This window comes from Desulfovibrio inopinatus DSM 10711 (assembly GCF_000429305.1).
GTDB classification, from domain to species: Bacteria; Desulfobacterota; Desulfovibrionia; order Desulfovibrionales; family Desulfovibrionaceae; genus Alteridesulfovibrio; species Alteridesulfovibrio inopinatus.
In genome coordinates this window covers 1-25,482 of record NZ_AUBP01000040.1, presented here as the reverse complement: position 1 = coordinate 25,482, position 25,482 = coordinate 1, and the positions used below count along the sequence as shown (strand labels likewise).

The following is a 25,482-nucleotide window of genomic DNA, read 5'->3' as shown; positions in this document are numbered from 1 at the left end:
GCGGGGAGGAGCAGAGGGGGGAAAGCCCCTTTCCTTAAAAGAGGTTTCTCCCTTCTGCTCCTCCCCGCTCCTCCTGGCCGCCGGAGGCGCCTTTCTTAGAACCTCACACCACGGACGTACGCATTTTTCCCTGCGTAACGTGCTGCGGTACCAAGCGTATTCTCGATACGCAGAAGCTGGTTATATTTTTCAACGCGCTCGCCACGAGCGGGAGCACCGGTTTTGATCTTGCCGCAATCGAAACCGACAACCATGTCCGCAATAAAGGAGTCGACCGTTTCACCACTACGGTGGGAAACAAACGCTCCCCATCCTTTGCGGATAACCAAACGAATGGCGGCAATGGTTTCGGTGAGCGAACCGATCTGATTGAGTTTGATCAAAGCCGAGTTAGCGCAATTTTCGTCAATACCACGTTGAATGCGTTCGACATTGGTCACGAACAGATCGTCACCGACCAGTTCAATGGTTTGACCAAGCTCGGCATTAAGAATTTTCCAGCCTTCCCAGTCGTCTTCGGCCAGACCATCTTCCAGCAAGCAGAACGGATAATCAGCAACGAGATCTTTGTAATATGCCACCATCTCAGCAGAGGTGAGTTCACGCTTTTCGGTGTTCAGCACGTACTTACCATTCTTATAGAACTCGGTGGAGGCAGGGTCGGCAGCAATACCGACATCGGGACCAGCTTTGAGACCGGCTTGCTCGATCGCTTTAACGATGAGGTCAAGCGGTTCGCGGTTGGACGACACTTGAGGAGCAAATCCTCCTTCATCGCCGACACCGACGGACATGCCTTTGTCTTTGAGCAACGCTTTGAGTGCGTGGTAGACTTCACAACCCCACTCAAAAGATTCACGAAATGAAGACGCTCCATACGGAGCGATCATAAATTCCTGAAAATCAGCGCCCTGCCAGTTGGCATGGCAGCCGCCGTTCATGATATTCATATTCGGCACGGGCAAACTATTCGCGCATGAGCCGCCAAGATAGGCGAATAAGGGCAGGTCGCAAACATGCGAACCCGCACGAGCAACAGCCAACGAGACCCCGAGAATAGCGTTGGCACCCAGCTTGGATTTATTGGGCGTTCCGTCGAGCTCAAGCATTTCCAGATCAATAGCAGCCTGCTCACGGCAATCGGCACCGATGAGTTCCGGTGCAATGATCTCGTTGACGTTATTCACAGCTTTCAACACGCCTTTTCCGCCAAAACGCTTCTTATCGCCGTCACGCAGCTCCAGGGCTTCGTGAACACCAGTGGATGCACCGGAGGGAACCCCAGCCCGCGCTTTGATGCCGCAAGACAGTGTGCATTCGACTTCCACCGTGGGATTGCCTCGGGAATCCATAATTTCAATGGCATTCAGATCAACAATTTCAAAATCCATGAGGGAGCCTCCTTGGGTTATATATCAATCTTGGTAAGAGTTACCATGGCAAACAAATTCGCATCATCGGGCTCAAACACCTGAGTACCGGGTTTGGACGCCGTGGCCGTTCCGCAACCAATGCCCTGCGACAGGGCATCTTCTGGAGATTTCCCGCAAGCCAGGGCCCCAACGATGCCGGCAACCAGAGAATCCCCCGCTCCAACGGTGGACCGGACCTGCACAGAGGGTGCAGTTGCATGATAAATTCCTGTCTCGCCAGCAATGAGCGCGCCCTCTCCCCCCAGCGAGACACAAACGTGCTCGACTCCGGTTTGGTGAAGTCGCATGGCTTCCCGACCTACATCCACCAGTTGAGAAAGTTTTTTGCCGCATAACATTTCAAGTTCATATCGGTTGGGTTTGATGAGAAATGGGCCATGTTCCAATGTTTTTTGCAGAAGCGGTCCTTTGGCATCAACGACCGCCTTGCCTCCTTGCCGCTTTATCGCATCGGTGAGTTCAGCGTAAATTGTATCGGGCACACCCGGCGGTACCGAGCCGGTGATGACGCCGATGCCGGAGCCAGCTTCCGTAAGAAACATCGTCTTGATTTCTTCGATACGCTCCGGGGAGACGAGCGGACCAACGGCATCAATTTCAAACTGCGCCTTCGGGCGTTCGGTCACAATTCCGCAATTGACCCGTGTTTCATTGCGGATGCGCACAGCGCGAAGATTCTCAAGTTCGCCCTGTAACAACGACTCGACAAACTCACCGATCTTACCGCCTAGGAGGCAGCAGTTTACAGCCGGAATGTCAAGTCGTTTCAGAACACGCCCGACATTGACCCCATTGCCGCCTGGATCAAACCGGACATGGCTCGCTTTTGCCTTTTGGTCTTCAATAAGCTCTTCAAGTTCGTATCCGACATCCAGACACGGGTTAAGCGTCAACGTAGCAACGGGGTAACAAACATTGTGTGGCATAGATGCATTCTCTTCAGTTGAATTTTCATGCATATGAGACAAAGGCGCGACAATTATTTACGGTCATATCATAGGTGCCATGAAATTCAACATTTTATTCTGACAACACGTTGTCTTGCATTGTACAAAAAGAATGATTCCTTTATTTGCAATTTTGACATTTATGACTCCATCGAGGCCGTTTTTTAAGGAGTCTTGCAGAGTGGTGTTTCAAGTGTGCGTCGAAATCATGAGATATTGTATTTTAACGACAATTTATTGCTCCATTGATCGTGGAAAATCTTGACAATAGTTCGACATAGAACTAACTGCTCTTTTCATGACAACGGATCACGTTATCGGTCTGGTCAGCCGTATCCGAGAAAAAGCGAATGCCTTAATTCTTGTTGAGCTTGAACGACGCGGACACCCCGAGCTTTCCCCATCGCATGGTGCGATTTTGAAATGGCTCTATGAGGAAGGCCCTCTTCCCATGGGCGTGCTCGCCAAAAAGATTGGCCGCCAAAAGAATACGGTGACAACACTCATTCGCAAGTTGGAACGCACGGGCTATGTGGAACGAAATACCGACTCTCATGACAATCGTGTTCAACGCATCTGTTTGACGGAGAAAGGCCAGGCTTTTCGTAGTGATTTTGATGCGATTTCAGAGCTTCTCTTAACAGCCGTTTGGGGAGACATGGAACAGGCGCAGAAAGAACATCTTGTTGCTGGACTGGAACGTATCCTTCACAATTTGAAGTAAATTTTTTTGAAAAATTAGTTCGATATCGAACTAAAACCATAACCAAGGAGAACACCATGAATGAACTGCTCACATTTCTCGCGGAAAACCCCATCGTATTCCTGGCAACTTCGGACAAAGGCGAAGCACGCGTTCGCCCCTTCCAATATCAATTCGAAGACGATGGACGCCTGTGGTTCTGCAGCGCGAAATCCAAAGAAGTCTACGCGCAACTCCAGTCCGATCCACGCCTTGAGTTTTCCTGCACGTCCAAAGACATGAGAACCCTTCGTATCAAAGGCAAAGCCAATCTGGATGATGATATGGAGATAAAGAAACGCATTATCACCGACAACGCGCTGGTGCGCTCAATCTATGGAGAAGCCGACAATCCCGACTTCACCGTCTTCAGCGTCGATCACGGTTCGGGAATTCTGTTTGACTTAACAGGAAAGAAACCGGTGGTAGCTGAATTCTAGGATTTGGATTGATGGATGGGGATGGGGACGGCCTGAAGAAATATCTCCATCCTCTTTCACAACGGAATTATCAATCAAACGCACGTCCCCCAAAGGAGTCTTACGCGCCGAATACCTCCTCTCCCGAAAGAACGCCGGCTCAGTGAGAACCTCACCGGGCCGGCGTCTTCGTGTTATGGGGCATCTTCATCCAATATGCAGATGGTGACGGTAGACAGGCTTTTCACGTAGCGCGGGCCGGTCAGGGTGTCTTGTGCGGAGAACAGATCGACTTTGCCGGTGTTGGTATACACCGGCTCTCCGCCCCGTTCTAGAATGACGATAACACCTTCTCCCACCACGGTGTTGAACACTTCCTGCCAAGAAAAAACGACGCGATACTCGTCCTCGGCACGGACAACGATGTACATTTTTTTGGTGTCGTTATGTTCTTTGTTGATGACCTTAGTCTCGTTGATGATGTCTGCCAACAACACGCCCCGAACACCTTGAATTGCACCGAGGGGTTGTCCGTCGCCGCAGGCAAGCAACATTGCATCCGTTTCGACCATATCCATGGCCTGCAGTTGCGAAAGAGTAAATCCGCAATCACGCTCAACTCGTCCGGTGATGTGAAAAAGAGGTTCTTCCATGGTTCTCCAGTGGAGTGGACCGCAATTCATGCGGGCTATGAGGTGATACGTGTCATGGCGTAGAGGAATACCATGACACAATGATCGCGCGCCGGAAAACATTGCACACCCAACCGGTACGCTCCCGGCATCTGCGCGGCCTCATGGACGGCATGAAGCGTGAACAAATGCCGTTATGCCTTGGCGATAACCACACGTTCCGCGGACTTTCCAAAGAAGTGATATCCCGACCCAGCCTCAGCCAGTACGTCCAGAAGTTCGTCCGGTTTGGTGGCCATGATGCCGCCGATGGAGCGCACCGAACGTTCAAAAAATGCATCCGGCAACATGCTTGCGGTGGGCCCCACAACAATAACGTCCGCGTTCGGTTTCGTCACCTTGAGCAGATCTTCCAATGTATCGTTGAGCAGTGTCGTTCCCGTGATGATAAGCACATCGGATTGAGCCGCGGCGTCAAGGGCAGCCTCATCGGGAACATGACGCGCCAGCTCATCCGGCTTGAGCGTCGATGTATCTTTCTCCAAAATGGAAAACTCCCGATTGTGGGCTTTGAGCATCCGAATGTACGGCACGAGCGCCCCCACGACAAGAGCCTTACCGCCCTCGGGATAAACATAGTTGTCGAGAGGGTCGGCATCGGTGGTAATCGTATAACCGTTATATTCGGTTTCTTGCCAGAGCGTATTGGAAAGCGCATTCATGACGGCAATGCCGATGGCTCGCCGCATGGCATTGCCATTGAACATTCGTTCCAGAATGGTAGAAGCTTTGGTGCCTTTGAGTTTACCGGAATGAGGCATGGCTTTCGCCGACGACGGACAACACACGGCCTCCGGAATCGTTTTGACGGGAGTAAAACAGATTCCCCCATGACCGTTACTCAGTTTCACTCCAGTAAAAAAAATACCGATGACAACACGCTCCAGAGTCAGCCCATCAAGGTCTGACCCGAGCGCGTTGTGCAATGAAGCGATAGTTTCACGTAAAATCGATTGACCATTATCGAGACTAGCATGCATGACATATTCCTTCCAGATGCAAGGTAATTAACAAGAGCAGCACGAACGAGCGTGTCCACAGCAACCTTCAACCGGAATGTCTTCGGTGGCCACGGCCACATGGAGATTGGACGTCCCGAAAGTGCTGGCGATGTCTTTTTGGCATTGCAACTCAAAACCGCATTCCGCCAAGAGGGTTTGAAACGTTTCGATGTGGCACAAGGGATGCCCGAAACTCATGAACGCCTTCTCCATCTCCATGAGACCGTTTGTCGGTATACAGCCGGGGGCGCAGAACCAATGATTCGAAACGAGCAATCCACCCCGTTTGAGCGAACGACGAACGCGTGTCAAAAAACCACGAAGGTCAGTTCGAAATTTATAAAGAAGGTGCGAGATGAGGATAATGTCGAAGCCTTCGCCGAAATCATCGGTATCTAAATCAACTCCAGCAACGTGAAGACGATGTGCCATGGCATAATCATTCACGATACGGTTTGTTTCCGTAACAACATGGGGCTTGTCGAGAATAACGCCGCGTAACTCGGGATTGAGCTGACACAGGCCAATGGCATAGAGTCCGTGTCCCCCGCCGAGGTCCAACAGAAGACGCGCATCGTCAAACCCGCCCCAAGAGGCTACGGCTTTCATGACAGCCTGGAGTTCACCTCGCAAAGAACGCTGGCCGAGGGCTCGAATGAAGTCGGTCTTCGGAGCTTGGTCAAAGGCATATTGTGCGGGTTCGGTCTTTCGTAATTGCGTCACCAAGTCGCTCCAACTCGACGTTTTCCCTGTATCTTTGCTCATCCACTCCCCCTGATACAGAGGGCTTTTTCGGACAAGAAAGGCCTGAACCGCGTCGCTGTTGAAATACTTTTCATCTTCCTCGTTCAGAAGACCAACGCCGACAAGGGACAGGAGAAAACTTCGAATGAACATGCCGTTGATCCCCAGGCGTTTAGCAATGGTTTCTCGATCCAAACCAGGTTCGGCGTCGAGCAATTCGAAGAGTTCAAGGTCCAATGCCGCTTCCATGACTTTATAGGCGCGAAAGCCATTTTGTAATCCCTCCAGATAGGAAACGACTTGCGGAACGTGAAGATCTTTCAATATGGGGGGCGCTGTATTCATGATGCAATCTCCTTCTTCATTGGTGCTCTTACATTTGGGCTTTGAGAAACGATGCGTATTCCTCGTCACTCAAGTCGTATTCAAAAAAAGTTTTGAAAAAGTCTTTTGTTTCCCGCTTCATATCGATGTCATTCATGGCCTCGGGGTACAGAGTCTGGGTGAGCCAAAGAAATCCTAAAGGAGCCTCCGGAGACGGTCGATTCCACCAGAATGCACCGATGGGAAATTCGTACACACGCCCCGTTTTGACCGCTTGAAGATCGCGCAATCGGGGATCGTTCAGAATGTCGTGCACCCGGTCTTTGCCTTTGACGCCTTGAGCCACAATGACTTCCGGGTTCCACTCAAGAAGTTTTTCAATCGTTGTTTCCCGAGCCGGACCGATATCCGCTGCCACGTTCACGGCGCCGCATGTATCGAGAAGGTCTTGCGTCCACCATGCTTTGCCTTCGGTCTTCAAAATGTCGGTAGACATATAGTAGACACGAAGACGCTTCTCCTTGGGGATAGTGGAGACACGGTCCTGGACCAGATCGAGTTTGTCTTTCCAGTATTCCACCAGCGCTTGAGCGCGTTGTTCATTGCCCACGACACGTCCCGTACGTAAAAATTCATCCATCATGAGATCGATATGCGCTTTGCCGATATACATGGTCACAAGCGGAAATCCCACGTCCTCAATCTTCGCGTTACCTTTCTTGGAAATGATGCCGGCAAACACGATATCCGGATTCAGCGTGATAATTTCTTCAATATTGATGTTGTCGAAGGAGCCGGCATCGGGAATGGAGGCGAGTTCCGGTTTCATCTTCAAAAGCTGAGCAAATCTGCTCATGGAAGGTTGCCCGACGATCTTGTCTTGTGCGCCCAGCACAACGACCTGGTGGGTAACGCCGCCATAACACGTGATGAGAATTTTCTCGGCATGAGCCGGAACGTGAACCGTGCGTCGCGTGGCGTCGACGACGGTGAGAGTATCCTCCCCTGTCTTCGCAAACAACTGCGAAGGGGTAGCGACCATCGCTATACAGCATAACAAAAGAATCCACTGCATAAATTTCATTGCAAAATACTCCTGTGCCATACACATGGGAATGCGGGGAAATCAGGCTGTCTGAAGCTCCTGGACCGAGGGGACACAAACTTTGATAGCACGCCGTCCGTTATCGATCAGCGCGTTGGCGATGTTCACCTTCACACCATATAAATCATGGAGTCGCGTTTCAGTGACAATGTCGGCCGGGGTTCCGGAGCCATGAATTTGCCCCTTTTTGATGAGCAGGACCTGAGACGCATACAGCATGGCATGATCGGGGTAATGCGATGCCATAATGACACCGATGCCCTCGTGAGCCAGCTTTTTTACATGATGCAACACTCTGACTTGATTGCCGAAATCGAGATTGTTCGTGGGTTCGTCCATGATAAGAAACCGCGGACGTTGCGCCAGGCTCCTGGCGATGAGGACAAGTTGCCGTTCGCCTCCGCTCATTTCCGTGAACAATGTGTTCTTACGATGCGAGAGATTGACGAGGTCCAAGCCATGTTCGGCGATGTCCACGTCTTTCTTCGATGGGGTGGCAAAACGGCCAAGGTGGGCGGTTCTCCCCATGAGAACAATCTGTATTGCCGTGAATTGAAAGACGGGGATGTGACTTTGAGGGATGTAGCCAATGGTTTGCGCCATGCGTTGACGCGACCATGTCGAAATATCCTCACCGTCACATAGCACTCGGCCACGTGAAAAAGGCAAAAGTCCCAAAATTCCTTTGAAAAGGGTACTCTTCCCGGCCCCATTGGGACCGAGAATACACAGGATCTGTCCGCTTTCGAGAGAAAAGGAAATCTTCTCCAGAACGCCGCTACGCCCATATCCACCATGAATATTTTGCAGTTCCAGGGTCATTGCCACCCTCCTTTTTGACGACTGAGCAAGACAAGAAAAAAAGGTGCCCCAATAATGGACGTCAACACACCGAGAGGAATTTCCACGGATGAAGCACTTCGAGCGATATTGTCGACCAAAATGAGATAGGCCGCGCCAAGCATGCCCGAAGCTGGAAGCAGCGTGCGAAAGTCTGGACCAACGATCATGCGGGCAAGGTGAGGGATAAGCAGGCCGACCCAACCAACGAGGCCACTGATAGATACAGAAGCCGAAGTCATCATCGTGGAGGCAATGATGGCGATGAGCCGGAGTCTTCCCGTCTCTACACCAAGAGATTGCGCTTCCTCTTCGCTCAACGAGAGAACATTCAGTCGCCAGCGAAAGCCGAAGAGCACTATGGCTCCAAAGGCAATGGGAAAAAACGAAACAAGCACTTCGTCAGCCGAGGCCGTGGCAAGACTGCCCATCAACCAAAAGGTAATCGCGGGCAAGGTATCGTAAGGATCGGCAAGATATTTAAGTAAAGCAGTGCCGGACGAGAACAGCGTGCCGACCAAAATGCCGGTGAGCACCAAAGCAAGCGACTGATCACGAGGCACGTGAAAGCTGATGACGTAGGCAATGAGCACGGCCGTGATACCGAAAGCGAAGGACATGCACTGGATACCCAATACGCCGAACGAACAAAAAATAGCTAAAGCCGCACCCAAGCCCGCGCCAGAGGACGCTCCCAGAATATCGGGAGAAACCAGCGGATTTTTGAACATCCCCTGATACGCTGCACCAGCCATGGCCAACCCCGCGCCAACAAGAGCCGCCCCCATAATGCGAGGCATGCGCACCTGAAAGACGACGGTGTCCAAAGTAGACGGCCAATCCTGCTGTATGGGAAAAACTTTTGAGGCAAGAACTTTGACAACTTGTACAATAGAAATATCATACCGACCGACACAGAATGATATACAAAACACGAAAAAGAGAAAAACAGTGAGAACAACAAACGACAACGCACAATGACGCCTCTGAAAAAAGAGAACCACACGATCAAAATATGAATTATTTTCAGCATAAATTATTTTTTGCATTCTATACCATTCCAAGAATTATAATTCACACAATTAAACTGCACTCATACGGTATAATTCATCAAAATATGAAGAATGCAATTTGTTAATCGTGTTTCACTAAATTGATTTCATGTCAATCATCACGAATACAATACATTTCGTGTATTCACGACTGACGTTCTATAAACTTATAGAATACAAGTACAATCATTATACATACAGCGCATTCAATTAAATTGAGAACAGATGAATAATACACCACCAACTGATGCATAACAAAAATATAAACGCCCATTCTAACAACACAATAGAAATAATCACACGAAAACAAGACATTGTATTGAAGAGAAAAAGACCACAAATGAAGCTCAATACTGATCGCACAACATATAAACCTACTGTGTTTGAAGAAAACTGTGCGCAACCGCATGAAGATATATTGGGATATACGTCATGAATAATTGCAATACGCTTCCGAGATGGAACACATCTTTTCCCCACGTCAGACAACACGGGCTTCATGCCGGCAAGAAGAGCCTCGCGAATGGAACAAGCATGAGGTTGGATCAGGAGAATTGCTTTCTCCTCAGATAAAACGGCTAGTTTAAAAGGAAACGTACCGTGGACAGGAGGTGCTATGACGAGAGATGCTGTGGTGAGACCACTTGTGTTTGAAGTTCTACTCTATTTCTTCCACTACTCTTTGCACGATAGAGTGCAGCATCGGCCTTGGCAACCATGGATTCAATCGTGTCGCCTTTCTCATACACGGTGACACCGAAACTTGCCGTCTTTTTACCGACAACAGAGAATGTATTGTGTCCAATGGCAATCCTGAGCTTTTCTGCAAGCGCCTGAATACCGTTGACTCCTGTATCCGGGCACAGAATCAAAAACTCTTCTCCTCCCCACCGACCTATTGTATCTGTTTGTCGAACGTTTCTTCGGAGTCGATCTGCAAACTCCTGAAGAATCTGATCACCCACTTGGTGACCATAGTTGTCGTTGACGCTTTTGAAGTAGTCAATATCAAGCAGAATCAAGCCAAATTGAGAGTTACTTCGAGCGGATCGGAGCAATTCAGTCCGAAACACTTCATCAAGTTTTGTACGATTATACAGTCGCGTCAATGTATCATGTGTTGCAAGTTCTTCGAGTTTTTTGCTTTTCTTCTCAAGCTCCTTGGTTTTTTTAGCGACCAGTATTTTCAATCTTTTTCTTTGGGCTTTCATTGTCCGGACTCGCCAGCTGAACACCCCATACACACTACCGCATACAAACAGTGCCACAAGCAACCGAAACCACCACCGTTCCCACCACGGTGGACTGATTGTAATTTTGAGCGAGGTTCCGCTTTCATTCCAGACACTATCACTATTCGAGGCCTTGACACGGAAGGTATAGGTTCCGGGGTCAAGATTTGTATACGTAGCAAATCGACGACTCGTATCGACAAAATTCCAGTCTTTATCAAAACCATCCATTCTATAGGCGTATTGATCTCTTTTTGGATTCAAAAAATTTAAAGCAACAAATTCAAATGTAAACATAGAGTCTTTATAGGATAAGAGCAGTTCTTTCGTTTCGCTGATAGTCTTTTTCAGAGGTGAATCAGGAGCGATGGGAACAGACTTATTAAAGATTTTGAAGTTCGTAATAACAACATTCGGCTTATGGGGGTTGTCAATGATGTCACCAGGATAAAAGGCATTAAATCCATTTGGTCCACCAAAAAACAAGAGTCCACTTCTTGCCTTGAGCGCTGCTCCAATATTGAATTCACTCGATTGTAAGCCATCATCAACATAATAATTTTTAAATGTTTCTTTTTCGGGATTGAATTTCGTCAGTCCTTGATTTGTACTTATCCAGAGACACTGTTGATCGTCTTCCAATATGCCGTTGATAGCACTGTCCGGCAAGCCATCCTGCTGATAATACCGAGTAAATATTTTCGTCTCAGCATGAAATTTGTTGAGACCGCTCGCCGTGCCGACCCACAAAACACCTGCGTGATCCTGAAATATCGTGTTCACATTGTTATTGCTTATGCTCTTTGGATTGTTCGAATCATGAAGGAACTGAACAACCTTGTGCGTCTCGGGATCAAACGTGTTGAGACCGCCACCGGATGTCCCTATCCAGAGGAGGCCTGCTGCGTCTTCATAAATATCATATATGAAATTATGACTGAGGCTCTTGGGGTTGTTGTCATCATGCATATACCGCGTGAAGATTCCCGTATGGGGATTAAACTCATTCAATCCACCAATAATCGTGCCTAACCATATATTTCCATCCTGTCCCTGCTCAATGGCCATAACAGTCTGACTGTTCAACGCATTCGGATTCTTTCCCGTCTTATCTATGGGATACGTAACAACCGTCCCGGTCTTGAGATCGTACCTGCTCAATCCATCCAGGTAGGTCCCTATCCAGATATCTCCCTTTGTATCTTCAAAAATTTCGGTAATATTTTTCCCACTGAGTGCGTTGAGACCGTATATATTGTGACCATGCAAGAACGTTTTCGTTTCGGTGTGGAACAGGCTTAAGCCCTGGTCGGTTCCGATCCAAACATCTCCAGCTTTATCCTCATAAAACGTGGAAACCATCATACTTTTCGGGCACGTGGAATGTTCTGTTACCACTTGGTAATGATTGAATTTCTTAAAATAGGGCAAGACTTGGTTTATGCCGTTTTGGTATGTTCCGATCCAGAGTCCACCTGTTCTGTCTTCGTAGAGCATGGAGACAACGTCACTACTCAAGCTGTGAGCAATATTCTTATTCTGTCGATAGTGGATGAACGTTTCTGTTTCGCGATCAAACCGATTCAAACCATCGCCCCAGGAACCAACCCAAAAATTCCCTTCTTTGTCTTCCACGATAGACCAGATATTGGACTTGCTAATACTGGTATCATCTTCCTCGTTGTGCTGGTAGTGAGTGAATGTTTCTGTTTCAGGATCAAATGCATTCAGGCCACGATCGGTGCCAACCCATAACACACCGTGTCTGTCCTCATAAATTGACCAGATCTCATCACTGTCTAAACTCTGTGATGAATTTGTATCATGTCGATAATGCACAAACGTTTCCGTCTGTGGATCAAATCTATCTAAGCCGGCACCAATTGTTCCAATCCACACAATACCCTTTCGATCAACATAAACAGGCCATAACGTATTGCTACTCAAACTGTTTGGATTATTCTTATCGTGTGTATAACGGGTAAATGTATGTTTTTTTATATCGAAGCGATTAAGCCCCCCTCCAAATGTGCTTGCCCAAACGGTGTCATTCTTATCAATTTGAACAATCCCAACAAGATTGTGACTTATGCTCGTTGTATCTTCTTCATTATGCATGTAGCGAGTAAATGTTTCCGTATCCCAATTAAATCTATTCAGGCCGCCTCCCCATGTCCCTATCCATAAATTCCCCTGGCTATCTTCCTGAATAGACCAAACTTCGTTGTGACTTATACTCTTTTCATTTTCTGGATCATGCCTGAAAATCTTGAAATCCGTTCCGTCATATCGATTGAGACCATCTTCAGTCCCAATCCACATAAAACCTTTACTGTCCTGGAGGAAACAATACACGCCGGAATGCGAGAGCCCTTGGCTTACAGAAAGATGTTCAAAAAAAGTGTCTTCTCCAGCGTGGACGCTATGATTTGAGAACAAACTTAAAAACAATGTTATCGCGATAAGATTGCTTGCTATTTTAAGCGAATGCACAATCATTTTCACAAGCAGCTCAAACGACAACGTTCGCTGACAAAATATTCTATTCCGACATTTCAAGGACTATTCTCCTCAATGAAGACTATTGTAACGGCTCGATTTCAACTCATCCCCCTCAATGACAACGAAGGCCACCATTTCAAAGAGGATATTTCTTTCAATTTCCTCAATGCTCCTGGTCGCGACGTTCTTCTCCCAAAGACCTCCATCAACATGTTGAAGCCAAGCGCGCACATCAAGAACACAAAGCGAACGTTGCAATCCCCATGAACATGGAACGATCTCCCATGGAACCTGTGAGGGAGAGTATTTGCATTCTATCCCTCGTAGCACTCGCTGGACGCAAGTTCAAGGGGTATCATCGTATTAAAAGTAAGATCCGCCTCAATACTCACATTAAAAAAATGATTGTATACACATTCATCCTTTTTTGTGGCATAATAACCAATATTATTCAGACTTTCAGATGTATGCTTTGCACAGCAAGAAATGCTAAGAACGTCGCCAACGCATTACCACTTCTACACAAAGGCACGAAATAGCGAAGTACAATAGATCTCAACAATCCCAATCTATATTACACAAATGTTCTACAGAAAAAACGATGTCGAAAGAGTTGGCATACTGAAAAGTCGCAGCATCACTCAATGCTTTTAGCGAAAAGAGAACTCATTCAACATCGAGTATACGGGCTTCGGAATTTCGGGAATCACAAACTAAAGAATTAAAATGCTGTGTGGAGAGCGTGGAGACAATCATGTCGGAAAAGTGATTTCTAAACTCTGAGTTCATCCAGATGGAGAACCCATAACGTCTCAAAGAAAACGACACCACCCACAACGAAAAAGGGTTACAGCAATTCGCTGTAACCCTTGAATTTTCGTGGTGCCGAAGAGAGGACTCGAACCTCCACGCGGAAACCCGCACTAGACCCTGAACCTAGCGTGTCTACCAATTCCACCACTTCGGCGTGCGTCGTGGAAGAGATGTCTATACAAACGCCGCCACCTTGGCAAGTCTTTTTTTTATTTTTTCGCCTTGAAGGCGCCACGAATTTGCGCTAGCTACAGACTCCGTCGCCGATGCGACAATTGCACCTTAATACTGCCAAGGAATCTGTCCTCCATGATCGTGGCTTCTTCCATAGATGAAATCTCAGAAGCGCTGTGCGAAACCAGTCTGACGATAGGAAATTTCGACGGGGTCCATATGGGCCACGCCAAATTGCTTTCTCGCACGCGCCTCAAAGCTGAAATCAATAATCGAATCAGTGTCGCGCTGACGTTCGAACCACACCCGCGCCGAGTGATTCTGGGAAAAAACGACCCTCCGCTTATCACGCCTACCCCACAAAAACTGGAGCTTATTGAAGCTCTCGGCATCAATATTACGGTTGTGCTTCCCTTCACCAAAGAGATTGCGGCGCATACACCCGAAGCTTTTGTCAAAAAGTTCCTGGTGGACGGCTTCAAAGTCAAAGACCTTGTTATCGGTTATGATTATGCTTTTGGTCGTGGTCGCAAGGGCAATTATGAACTGTTATCCGCTCTTGGTGCTCAATACGGCTATGTCGTGGAACGACTCGACCCGGTGATTCTTGATGGTGCCGTGGTGAGTTCCACACGTATTCGAGACTTGGTGGAAGCCGGAAACGTGTGGGACGCCAGACCACTGCTCAATCGTTTTTATCAAGTTCGTGGCGAGGTTGTGCGCGGATTTGGCCGCGGTAGCAAGCTTGTCGGTTTCCCGACAGCCAACCTGCATCTTGTCGATGAACTTGTTCCCAAACATGGCGTCTATGCCGTCTGGGTTCAGGCCGATGGCCAGACCTATAGCGGCGTGGCCAATATCGGGCACAATCCAACCTTCGGTAATGCTGTTGCCGGAGTGGAAGCCCATATTTTCGATTTCAAGGGCGACCTGTATGGAAAAACCATCCGGGTCCATTTTGTTCAACGCATTCGCGACGAACGCAAATTTTCCGGTGTTGAAGAGTTGACTGCCCGCATCCGCGAAGACGCGGCCCTGGCACGGCGCATTTTATCCATGCCCGAAGCAAGGCTATGACGCCTCCATGAATGCTCGCCCCCTGGGCTGTATGGCCCGAACCGTCTGACCGTAAAGTTCTTATATGGCTGCCAAAATTATTCGTTCCAGAGCCAAACTTGCACCACTTCGAGCATGGCGCAGTTTCAAACTTGCCTACAAAAACATTTCGTCCGTACGCTGGCTCCTGCTCGGTTCAGTAGCCGGCGTTTTCTCTGGTCTGCTTGCCTCGGCATTTTATGTTGGGCTTGAAGGCTGTCAGTTCCTTTTACTTCACCATTTTGCTGGTGTCGCGACGCCAGCCCCGGCTGGAGAAGAATTATTTCACGGTCCGCTTGGTGCGTCACGCCCCTGGCTTATTCCGGTTATGATTACAGCCGCGGCTTTGTTCATGGGGTACCTTGTCCAACGATTTGTGCCGGAAGCCGATACCTCGGGCACGGATGGCACCGACTCCATGATTAAGGCTTTTCACCAGAATAGCGGCATCATTCGACCTCTTGTGCCGCTCATTCGCTCTTCCACAGCCATCTTGACCATTGCCACGGGCGGGTCGGCCGGTCGCGAAGGCCCGGTCTCGTTGCTTGGTGCCGGCCTTGGTTCCTACTTCGCCATGTGGCTCAAACTGACGGCCAAAGAACGACGCATCCTGCTTCTTGCCGGCGCGGCTGGAGGACTCGGCGCTATTTTTCGGGCTCCGCTCGGCGGCGCATTGACGGCCATTGAGGTTATATATCGTGAAGACTTCGAGGCCGAAGCTATCTTGCCGGCGGTCTTGTCTTCCGTTGTCGCGTATACCATCTTCACCTTCTTTTTTGGCACTGACCCTATTTTCGGTATTCCTCATTTCGAATTCCGAGAAATACGAGAAATTCCATTCTATCTCTTGCTCGCACTGGTCTGCTCGGCCGCGGCTTGGTTTTATGTCCGCACATTCTACTTCATCAAATATTCCGTCTTTGCTCGCATCAAGAAAAAAATCGGCATCATGTGGACCACCGGCCTGGGTGGACTCCTGATGGGCATTACCGGCTACTTCTTTCCCCAATTGCTTTCCGGGGGCTACGGCTGGCTTGAAATGTCCATCGAAGGACAGCTTACCATCGGATTTCTCGTCTTTCTTGTCGTTGGGAAAACCATCGCCACCGGCCTGACGATGGGGTCGGGCATGAGCGGTGGTATGTTCGCCCCGGCACTATTTGTCGGTGGAGCCGCTGGCGGTATTGTTGGACAGCTCGGCAACATGTGGCGCCCTGATATCGTGACGCAGCCTGGAAGCTATACCCTGATCGGTATGGCCGCTTTTTTTGCCGGTGCGGCCAATGCCCCCATCGGACCACTCATCATGGTGTGCGAAATCACACAAGGTTACGGACTTCTTGCGCCACTGATGCTCTGTAGCGCGCTCTGCCTCGTGCTTTGTGGAAACGTTTCGCTCTATGAGAACCAAGTGGACAACAAGTTTGATTCACCGGCTCATATCGATGACGCGACGATTAACATTCTGGAACAACTCAAGGTCGAAGATGTCTATAAACCCGGCAAGGTGACGCTTCTTGAAGAAAGCATCACTTTGAAAGCATTGACGCACATCATTGCCGATACCAACGAGCTTTGCTTCCCGGTCAAAAACCATATGGGCGAGCTTACCGGTATCCTCACCGTGCAAAACGTGCGTAAATGGCTGTTTGAAAACCACCTTTTCGAACTTGTTGTGGTGCGAGACCTCGTCAATCCGCTCGTTCGCATTACGCCGGATACCGATCTCTATCTCGCTCTTCTTAAATTCGTGGAAGCCGATCTCTCCCAAATTCCGGTTGTTGACCCGGAAGACTCTAATAAAGTACTCGGCATGCTCAATCGTGAAAACGTCTTCAATGCCTATTCACAGACCATCAAGCGTTTAAAAGAAGAAGAACAATAGACACATACATTTGTACAACGAACAAGGCCGCAGCGAGAAGAAAACATCCTCGCCGCGGCCTTGTTCGTTGTACGCTGTAATCCTTTTTTCAGGTGCTAATCCACCGTACTTTGACGCACCACAACCCGCTGCTCATAGAATGCCGCCTGATCCCCTATATCCGTCAATCGTTCACTCACCAATGCATTGACACAGCGGTCAAACTGTACCCAGCCCCCTCGCGGAAACCAGACAATATCTCGATGTAACCCTGCTCGAGGACGCAAGCGGGCGTGAACACACCCTGTATCCGTCACGAGTTCGACGGGTTTATCCACATCAATGCATTCAAGTATCGGGTTCTCCGGCGATACAAACACGTCAGGAAGGCCAACCTGGGCTTCTGGCGGAATTTGCGACAACATGTAGCGAGTCTGGATATAGCTTGCCAAGCCAAGCATACCGTCCTGTGCTTGAATGTCATGCGCATCTTTATGCAGCACATCCGGCAATCGCGCCAATCCATCGGAATGGTCAAAACGCTCGGCGAACGGCGGGTCCAAAGGTGGTATAGCGGCAAATCCTTTGCATTTGAGTTCCGCGAGACGGCACCCGGTTTTCCCTCTTGCCAACGCCGTATCCAAAATCGTTTCTGCTTCGGGGAATGCCTCTTCAGGAAAAACACGCTCAAAAAGTCTGCGGCCAATATCATAATTGCTGCGCGCATCGCCCGGCGGGTCGAAGACTTTGGCCGCATAGTTCACACATTCATGATTGGAACTTTTAACAATGTCCTCGACTTCCAACATGAGCGCACAGGGAAGAACAATATCGGCGCATTGTGCCGTATCGGTCATAAATGCATCCACAACCACGGTAAATCGCTCGGTGAGCGCCTGAGCAACGGCTTGACTGTCCTGCCCCTGTGTCACGGGATTTGTTCCCTCCACCCAAACCATTTTCACGGGTGGATCAGCCGTAGTGAGGTCCTCCGTGAGGAGCGCTTTACGGATACGTCTGGCCGATTGCTTTTCCACTCGAGGAAAGCCTGGTCCCAATTGACCGGCCAACGGCTGCACATAATGCATGCCACCACCACGACAACCGATATTGCCCGTAACCATGGACAGCGCATCAATGAAACGAATGGTTTCACCACCGCGGACATACCGCTGAAGACCTCTCCCTAAAATTGTCGCCGTGGGGCCGTTGGTATAGATATCGGCCGCCAAACGAACACTTGCCATATCAAGATCGCATCGTGCCAGACAATCGGCAATATCAATGGACTGCACACATTCGACAAACGCATCGGCATTGACGGTTCGGTCAAGCGCAGCCTGATCAAATCGATCTTCATCGTAGAGAAGCCGCAACACCGCAGCCACGAAGAACCGATCCGTCCCCGGCCGGATGACACAATGTGTTCCCATAGCTTTACCGCCATCGAAATCACCGGGAGACACCGTCAATACGGTTGCCCCTCGGGCGATTGCGAGGGAGACTTCACGTCCTACATGGATTCCCTGAGAACGGGTATTGTGACCGAAATTAATAATTCCACGACTTGCTTGCAGGTCGTTCAAAGACGGGGCGCGCACGGCACCAAAATCTGTTTTCATTGCCGCGATTCCCGCGCCAAGACACAACGATCCGGTCGCGGCCGAGGTCCCGAGTCGATCGAAAAGATACTTCGATGGCGTTGCCAAAACACCGAACGAGGCATTTCCATACATGGGTAAGATTGCCTCAGGAGTTGCTTGCAACGAAATGATTTTTTGCGCGATGCGGTCGTATGCTTCATCAAGAGAAATGGGAACGCGCCGCCCCGTAACTTTGTCGTGGAATATCGCTGTGGTGAGACGATCACCCCGCGTACGATGTGCCTGATATGCGGCTGTCCTTCGACAAATAAGCCCACGCGTAAAAGGATGCTCGGAGTTGCCCCGAATACGAACCTTCTCGTCATGTTGATCGACAACGAGGGAGCACCCATTGCTACAATGCTGTGTGCATGCTGTGATCATGAGGAACACCTTACTTCAAAGAGGGTGGAGTCTTTTTTATTATCAGAGAGGAAAATACAGGCCAGTTCATTGAAAAGTGGCTCCTATTTGTTAGACAGTTCAGCGACTTTGGCAAGGTGGATTCGTTCATGGATCTGCCGCTAAATCCTATTCCGGTACAGGCCAAATCAGCTATAGCCAGTAACGTCTTCTTTAGACAGCCTTCTTCAGACAATAGTCCATGTGTACCTCTTCCGGCGTACGGCCGTCCAGACTCGAATGCGGCCGATTACTGTTGTAGCTTTTGAACCAATCTCCAAGTACGGTGCGGGTCTGGCTACCACTTTCCAGCTCGTGTAGATACACGCACTCATACTTCACCGTCCGCCAAAGTCGTTCGATAAAGACATTATCCATCCATCGCCCCTTGCCGTCCATGGAGATGCTCACACCAGCGTCCTTGAGTGTTTACGTGAAATCCAGGCTCGTAAACTGGCAGCCCTGGTCGGTGTTGAAGATTTCGGGTGGTCCAAACCTCGTCAAGGCATCCTCCAACGCGGCGACACAGAAGTCCGAGTCCAGTGTGTTGGAAAGCCGCCAGCTCAGCACGCGGCGGCTGAACCAGTCCATCACAGCCACGAGGTAGAGAAAGCCGTGTCGCATCGGGATATAGGTGATGTCAGTGCACCAGACTTGGTTCGGTCTGTCGATCAGCAGGTTTCTCAATAAGTAAGGATAAACTCGATGAGCCTGGTTTGGAGTTGTGGTTCGCGGTTTGGGATAAATTGCAACAAGACCCATGAGACGCATTAGACGGCGCACCCGCTTGCGACCAACACAGTAACCTTGGCGACACAGCCAGCGCGCCATTTGGCGAGAGCCATAACTCGGTCTTTTCAAAAATTGCTCGTCAATCAGACGCATGAGCCTGAGGTTGAAGGGCGATTCGCCTTTGCTTTTGTAATAATATGTCGCTCGGGCGATAGAGAGCAGCTGGCATTGACGAGTAATGGAAAGCCGGTTGTCGGACTTGATCATATTTTCCTCCGGGCGTGGCTCAGCGACCGAAGGCCTTGGCTAAAAAATCCCGTTCCACGGTAAGTTGGCCTATCTTGGCGTGGAGATCCAGGATTTCGTCCTCGTGCTGTCTCGCCTTGCGGGCATGACCTGTGGCAATAACTTCAATCGCTCCCTTGCGGATTTTCGCCGTCCACTGGCAATCAGGTTGGCATGTACGCCATACTTGGCCGAAAGCTGGGCCATGGTAAGTTTTCCGGCCAACGCTTCCAAGACCGACTTTGACTTTGAACTCCGCGGAGTATTTCTTTCTCTTCGTCATAATTGTGGTCCTCTTTGATGGAGGAATACACCTTCGCACACTGTCTGAATTTGAGGGACCACTTCTCTATTCACACTTTCTCCATAAACTTTGGAATGCACGTTGCTTACACCCAGAGAAAATTATACGATAGAAGCTGAATTCGATTCAAATTTATAAGGATACAGCTATGCGACACGGAGTCTTCCCCGTTGTTCCCCGTTTACGATCTATTTTTTCAGTCCTTTTCGCCAGCATACTGTTCGTTTTGCTCCTTGTTCCGTCACGTCCCGGATGGAGCTTTACGCGTGGGTCTTCCGCAGGCCTGGTGATTACAGAGTCCGACCTGGAATTTATTCGCGATCGCATTAAAAGCAACGAGGAACCGTGGGTATCCAACTGGCAATATATTAAAAAGCAGGTCAAAAACGGCCTCGCGACGAAGCGTGGAGTTCAATACGCCAAACCCCAAACAAGCAAAGACCTCTTTCGTATAGCCCGAACGGGCAATGCGGGAGAGCGAGAAGGGGACTTGCTACGAAGTCAACACCTCGCACTCTACGCAGCCATTGGGCTCGAACCCGATGCACAGCAAGCCGCAGCAAAAGCGCGCCAGCTGCTATTGTTCTGGGCTCAGCACGCCCCGACACGCTTTCCCGATGTTGATGTACGCAATAAAAAACCAATCGTACACGGGCAGAGGCATATTCCGTATAAATACCATTCGACTCTGGACGAAGGGCTTCAGTTTGCACTGATCAGTTTGGGATTTGCCAATGCCTATGATCTTATTGAACGAGTGTCGCCTTTCTCGTCTAAAGAGAAGAAAATCATGCTTTCGTGGTTTAAAGCGATGGGATCAACAATAAAGCATAGTCATATGATGGTTATCGAGCGCAACAAGGAAGAGGGCCTTCCTCTTGCCAACAACCACGCCTCCTTCACGAATGCTGCAATATTTGCGATTGGCATTCTCAGCAACGATACAGCGTTGTGCCGATTTGCGACGGACGATCCTCAAAACCAGTCCAATTTCCTCAATAATATGGCAGGCTCCATTTATACAGGGAAAAATCTTAGCGGACGCGAAGTGAATTTTAACCCTGACTTCAACCCTCCTACAGACCGCTCCGTCCGATTTTATCTTGCCCGAAACGAGGCTGGAAAAGTAACCGCATTACCTGAAGATTCCCCTCATTTGGAGAAAGCCATCGCCGTCTTCAATCATACGATACCGCATACTGGAGAAATTATTGATCGCTTCCGAAGAGTCCAACAAAAGGGTCTATTCTACCCGTGGTTTTCTTTGGCTGCTATGAGTTTGCACGCGGACATGGCGAGAAATGCCGGTATAGACCTTTTTCAACGTCGCGGTTCAGGAGGGCAAAGCCTCAAAACGGCTTTAAGCTATTATGGACACTATCTCGCCGCGTATAAGCCAGGGCAACGGCTCACTGAAAATACAACTATTCCGAACGAAAAATACTATTTCAATGTTGAAAATCGACACCTTATGTTCGAACAAAAAAACTATGTGGAAAAAACTCGAAGTGCGTACGGCGAAGTTGCATGGGATAATAAGGCCAAAGCAATGCTTCCCGAAAAAGTTTCCATCTATTATTGGCTGAGTGCAGAGCTTCTTTTTGATGCCTTTGCCGATGATCCATCCATTTGTTCCATGGCCCGGGACGCGTACAAAAAACTCCCAAAGTTTTACTATGAAGACCCTACGGGGTTCCCCATAATGCCCCTTACAGCACGGACTCGCGATTATCAAAAACCGAATTGTCCTCTTGCCGGAAAACCTTAAAACCATTTTTCCGAACTGCACGTACTTCAGAAGGAACCCATTGATCCAATACCAATAAGCCAAAATCTTCTATACAGAAGAAATATTATTGTTTCTAAAAAACGAGTTCAATACATATCACTCTTTGTAGAATCTTTTTTTGATTCAAACCAGATGAAATGAGAAATTGATTGTAATAAGAGCGAATAATAAAATCTCAAAGTATCGACAGAGCAAGCCAAAGAGCACTGCGCAAGATACGCGTCAGCACTTTGTTCATGGCGAGTGCGTAAATTTCGAAAGCGATTCAGCCTGGACAACGCTCGCTCCATACCCCACCAGCGATGGCGGTCAAGGCGTTCAGAGGATTACCGCTCTAAAAGATCTCACTTCTCAATACATGCAATACAAAAATGCATCGCGAACTCCTTGCGGATCCATCGTCAAAGAGTTCACATCATAAGCAATAAGGATACAAAACTATACCAAGTTCTCTTCCATCCCAGAAACTCTCACCGACGTCTGTGTTGCGGCGAGGATAAGTCTCGTGCATCGGATGGTTTTATTATCCTTTGCATAGAATTCCGTTTTCAACTTCTTTGAAATTGCAAAGAGAGATCATTTCCCGAAGTATTATGACATCATCAGAGCAGAGTAAGCACGCTCAACGGCTTGGCATAATTCATCATAAAGATCTTTCGGCTCGATACCTACAAAGTGGGCCAAGGTGGGAGAAACGTCAACAGTGCCCTTCTTAAATTGAAACTCACCTTTGGCGAGATCGACGTGGTAGCTTGACCCACCGAGAGTGGAAATCATCAAGCTTTTCATACGCTCTGAGACAACAGGGAACGGCTCACAATGTTCTTTTGCCATGGACAAACCAAACAGCGGTTCATCGGCAATAACCCCATGGTGTAAAAACGGGTTCTCTCCGGTTTCAGAAAATGTCGAGCCTTGCTTAAAAAGCTCAAGAAATTCAAAGGCTCGCGCAAACACTTGTTCAGCTTTTGCATTCTTTTTGAAGTAAATAACCCCACTGTTCATCTTTACCATGTAGTCAACTCCAGCCTTGGCAATAATATCCTCAATTCGCGTGGAGTTCCATTCCCCTTTCGTTTTTTTATCTCCCGGGATGGTGAAATCGAATGCAGCCAGCCTTTCCCAATAATAATCAATGTCCGACTTCACCATAACACAATCCGCATCGACGAACAGATTCTCGGGGAACAAGGCGCATTGAAAAGACAAGAGCTTGGAAAGACAGCCAGGAAAATCTTCAGCTCCCCGTACAAGAGTGATGCAATCAAAAGGAGACTGATCTATATTTTGGATGAGGTCAGCATTATTAACAACGAGGTGTATAGGCCGTCTTTTGTCCCACAACTTTATCGAGCGAGCTGAATGAAGCGCAAAATCAACATATTTCTGTTGATGAAACGCGACAAGCATATATGCTTGGTCCAATAAAAATTTTGACCGATTGTCTTTATAAATATCACAGGAAATCATATACACCTCAGGGATGTGGTGGAAGTATTCATTGTCCGAAGAACAACGTATTGAAGACAAAACTGACGCATCTCTAATTCAACAATGCACGTGATACGAGATCTTCAATTCATCAGCCTTATTTCTACGTTCTGCGCATATGCCAACATTTTCTTTGAAAACCACACGAAAAGCTAGAGTGAAAACACAGCAAATTCGGCTTGCTGTTCACCAAAACAAAGCATACTTTTTTAGAGTTTAGGCCGAAAAACCGTATAATTCAAGGGAAACATCCTTCGACAAGACGCCCCCCCCATCCCCCTTTAACCACAGAACACGCTTTTTCTATTTATATATACAGAGACGTCTTCGATTATGTGACTATACCATAAACTCCGAAAGCCACATTGATTACACTGTGGAACAGGCCATAAGCAAAAGACAAAAAACACCACCAATGTCAATTAGGCCCCAAACAGTATCCACCCAGGCATATTTGCAAGTATTTTTTTAAGGCTCTGTCCCCTGTTTGTGTTGAATTTACCCCAGAGCCATTGTGAAAACCTTGAGTGGAGACAACTGGTCTCCAACTCGCTCAAACATTCGTCTCCAGCCAAGGTAGTTCGGTAAATACTTGGTCGCAACGCCCTTAAATCGAGTCATCCAGCTCTTGAGTCGGCTATCGTAGGCGTTGACATGCTGGACATGAAAGACTCGTTCTTTGACATAGCCATACTTGGCGAAACGCACTGACTCATGCGGAATTTTGTAATCTTTTGCGACCGAGCTGTAGACATGAGCACCATCTGTGCACAAGAGGCTTTCATCAGAAAGTAGCTGCGGTAAAATGACGCCAATGGTAGAGCTGTCTACGCTTTCAATCATTTGATCAAAGTGGTTTCCGCGTCTGTCCTCGACAACCAGTACAGGAATTTGTTCTTTGGAGAGTCCGCGTTTCTTGGCTTTGCTGCCTCGTTTGCGAGCTTTACGCGGTATTTGCCTGCTCCCCTTAAACGACTTGAGAAAATAGGTCTCGTCCGCTTCAACTATTCCTTGCATCTCGACATCACATACATTTCGTGGGGCCGTAAGTAGACGATGTCGCCAACGGAAAGAAGTATTTTTATGGATATTAGCTCGTTCAGCTGCTTTACGCACACTCAGCCCCTGTATCATGGCTTCGCAATAAGGCAACCAGGCGTCACGCCGTTTGAGGTGAGCCAATGGCGTCCCAGTAAGAGCGTTGAAAGTATGCTTGCATTTTTTACAACGAAAACGCTGCACCCCTTCTTTAAACCCCCAACGCCAAATATCCATGGATTGACAATATGGGCAGATAGTAAAGCGTCTGCCATGATCGTTATCCACATCAAGAACGCCATCAGAAGCACTTGCATCTTGCAGGGTCTGAATCGCAAACCGCGCTGACTTAGGGTTAGCTCAGCAAAGTCGGCAAGAATGGTCTTGAATTTTTCAGTATCCATGGCAGCCTCCTTGTAAAGAGGTAATGCCTTTTTTACCAAGTTCAACACTTATTGGGAACAGAGCCTTTTTTAAAGACCATGGTAAGTGCCAACAAAACGAATTTGCATTAGGCAGTGTCGTCACGAGATTGTTAGCCACCAAAAGAGACAGCGAATCTGAACAGCCGCGAGAAATGAAGTTGTCATTTTTGCGTAACGTGTAGCTATCCCTCTCCATTGCTTGATGTATAAAAATGCGTTTTCAACAAGATGACGTAACTTATAAATATACTTATCATACTTTCGCTGTTCTTTACGGTTTCTCCTCGGAGGAATAACAGGTGTCATATTTCTTCTTAATGCTTCATCAACAATTTTTTGCGTGTCGTATCCCTTGTCCGCAATAAGAAATAAAGCGTTTATTCCTTGAATGAGC

General features: G+C 48.3%; 19 protein-coding genes, 1 tRNA gene and 1 pseudogene. 6 read left to right on the top strand and 15 right to left on the bottom strand.

Annotation, left to right across the window (positions count from 1 at the left end):
* Window positions 1–95: 95 nt before the first annotated feature.
* Both eno and G451_RS0119400 read right to left on the bottom strand, forming a co-directional pair.
* Window positions 96–1,391 carry a phosphopyruvate hydratase gene (eno, locus tag G451_RS0119405; protein ID WP_027185556.1) on the bottom strand — a complete coding sequence of 432 codons (1,296 nt, stop codon included), beginning with the start codon at window positions 1,389–1,391 and terminating at the stop codon, window positions 96–98.
* Between the two features lie 17 nt (window positions 1,392–1,408).
* Window positions 1,409–2,359, bottom strand: a complete 951-nt coding sequence (locus G451_RS0119400; protein ID WP_027185555.1) for a 1-phosphofructokinase family hexose kinase — start codon at window positions 2,357–2,359, stop codon at window positions 1,409–1,411.
* Window positions 2,360–2,678: 319 nt separating this feature from the next.
* Between G451_RS0119400 and G451_RS0119395 the strand changes: the two genes are divergently transcribed.
* Both G451_RS0119395 and G451_RS0119390 read left to right on the top strand, forming a co-directional pair.
* On the top strand, window positions 2,679–3,104 hold the full coding sequence (locus tag G451_RS0119395) for a MarR family winged helix-turn-helix transcriptional regulator (protein ID WP_027185554.1): 426 nt from the start codon (window positions 2,679–2,681) through the stop codon (window positions 3,102–3,104).
* Window positions 3,105–3,160: 56 nt separating this feature from the next.
* Window positions 3,161–3,562, top strand: a complete 402-nt coding sequence (locus tag G451_RS0119390; RefSeq protein WP_027185553.1) for a pyridoxamine 5'-phosphate oxidase family protein — start codon at window positions 3,161–3,163, stop codon at window positions 3,560–3,562.
* A gap of 173 nt (window positions 3,563–3,735) precedes the next feature.
* Here G451_RS0119390 and G451_RS30500 read toward each other — a convergent pair whose 3' ends face one another.
* The 7 genes from G451_RS30500 to G451_RS30490 all read right to left on the bottom strand — a co-directional run bounded on the left by G451_RS30500 (window position 3,736) and on the right by G451_RS30490 (window position 13,030).
* A complete protein-coding gene (locus G451_RS30500; protein WP_051261699.1) occupies window positions 3,736–4,194 on the bottom strand; it encodes a molybdopterin-binding protein in 459 nt (152 codons plus the stop codon).
* 173 nt (window positions 4,195–4,367) lie between these two features.
* A complete protein-coding gene (locus G451_RS0119380) occupies window positions 4,368–5,213 on the bottom strand; it encodes a DUF364 domain-containing protein (RefSeq protein WP_027185552.1) in 846 nt (281 codons plus the stop codon).
* A gap of 27 nt (window positions 5,214–5,240) precedes the next feature.
* Window positions 5,241–6,323, bottom strand: coding sequence for a class I SAM-dependent methyltransferase (locus G451_RS30495; protein WP_051261698.1), 1,083 nt, complete (start codon window positions 6,321–6,323; stop codon window positions 5,241–5,243).
* A gap of 28 nt (window positions 6,324–6,351) precedes the next feature.
* Window positions 6,352–7,386 carry an ABC transporter substrate-binding protein gene (locus G451_RS0119370; protein WP_034642982.1) on the bottom strand — a complete coding sequence of 345 codons (1,035 nt, stop codon included), beginning with the start codon at window positions 7,384–7,386 and terminating at the stop codon, window positions 6,352–6,354.
* Window positions 7,387–7,428: 42 nt separating this feature from the next.
* Entirely contained in the window at window positions 7,429–8,229 is an 801-nt protein-coding gene (locus G451_RS0119365) for an ABC transporter ATP-binding protein (RefSeq protein WP_027185550.1), read from the bottom strand.
* Window positions 8,226–9,296, bottom strand: coding sequence for a FecCD family ABC transporter permease (locus tag G451_RS0119360; RefSeq protein WP_027185549.1), 1,071 nt, complete (start codon window positions 9,294–9,296; stop codon window positions 8,226–8,228). Before G451_RS0119360 ends, G451_RS0119365 begins: the two co-directional genes overlap by 4 nt.
* A gap of 617 nt (window positions 9,297–9,913) precedes the next feature.
* A complete protein-coding gene (locus tag G451_RS30490; protein WP_281171574.1) occupies window positions 9,914–13,030 on the bottom strand; it encodes a ligand-binding sensor domain-containing protein in 3,117 nt (1,038 codons plus the stop codon).
* Between the two features lie 75 nt (window positions 13,031–13,105).
* On the opposite strand from G451_RS30490, the gene G451_RS0119350 reads away from it, so the two are divergent.
* Entirely contained in the window at window positions 13,106–13,300 is a 195-nt protein-coding gene (locus G451_RS0119350; protein WP_027185548.1) for a hypothetical protein, read from the top strand.
* Between the two features lie 613 nt (window positions 13,301–13,913).
* On the opposite strand, the gene G451_RS0119340 is transcribed toward G451_RS0119350, so the two are convergent.
* Window positions 13,914–14,000, bottom strand: a tRNA-Leu gene (locus G451_RS0119340).
* A 155-nt stretch (window positions 14,001–14,155) separates the two neighbouring features.
* Between G451_RS0119340 and G451_RS0119335 the strand changes: the two genes are divergently transcribed.
* Window positions 14,156–15,097 carry a bifunctional riboflavin kinase/FAD synthetase gene (locus tag G451_RS0119335; RefSeq protein WP_027185546.1) on the top strand — a complete coding sequence of 314 codons (942 nt, stop codon included), beginning with the start codon at window positions 14,156–14,158 and terminating at the stop codon, window positions 15,095–15,097.
* 64 nt (window positions 15,098–15,161) lie between these two features.
* On the top strand, window positions 15,162–17,000 hold the full coding sequence (locus tag G451_RS0119330; protein ID WP_034642978.1) for a chloride channel protein: 1,839 nt from the start codon (window positions 15,162–15,164) through the stop codon (window positions 16,998–17,000).
* Between the two features lie 95 nt (window positions 17,001–17,095).
* Here the strand turns inward: G451_RS0119330 and G451_RS0119325 are convergent, their stop codons facing one another.
* Together G451_RS0119325 and G451_RS30485 are read right to left on the bottom strand one after the other, a co-directional pair.
* Window positions 17,096–19,006 (bottom strand): molybdopterin-dependent oxidoreductase, encoded by a 1,911-nt coding sequence (locus tag G451_RS0119325; RefSeq protein ID WP_034642975.1) that lies wholly within the window; start codon window positions 19,004–19,006, stop codon window positions 17,096–17,098.
* Window positions 19,007–19,198: 192 nt separating this feature from the next.
* Window positions 19,199–20,324, bottom strand: a pseudogene (locus G451_RS30485) (IS3 family transposase).
* A gap of 169 nt (window positions 20,325–20,493) precedes the next feature.
* Between G451_RS30485 and G451_RS0119310 the strand changes: the two are divergent.
* On the top strand, window positions 20,494–22,113 hold the full coding sequence (locus tag G451_RS0119310; RefSeq protein ID WP_027185543.1) for an alginate lyase family protein: 1,620 nt from the start codon (window positions 20,494–20,496) through the stop codon (window positions 22,111–22,113).
* 612 nt (window positions 22,114–22,725) lie between these two features.
* Here G451_RS0119310 and G451_RS0119305 read toward each other — a convergent pair.
* From G451_RS0119305 to G451_RS0119295, 3 genes are all read right to left on the bottom strand, one after another.
* Window positions 22,726–23,604, bottom strand: coding sequence for a hypothetical protein (locus G451_RS0119305; RefSeq protein WP_027185542.1), 879 nt, complete (start codon window positions 23,602–23,604; stop codon window positions 22,726–22,728).
* Between the two features lie 519 nt (window positions 23,605–24,123).
* A complete protein-coding gene (locus G451_RS30475; RefSeq protein ID WP_084448668.1) occupies window positions 24,124–24,900 on the bottom strand; it encodes an IS1595 family transposase in 777 nt (258 codons plus the stop codon).
* Window positions 24,901–25,187: 287 nt separating this feature from the next.
* The coding region (locus G451_RS0119295) for an IS5 family transposase (RefSeq protein WP_027185541.1) at window positions 25,188–25,482 on the bottom strand (295 nt) is incomplete at its 5' end.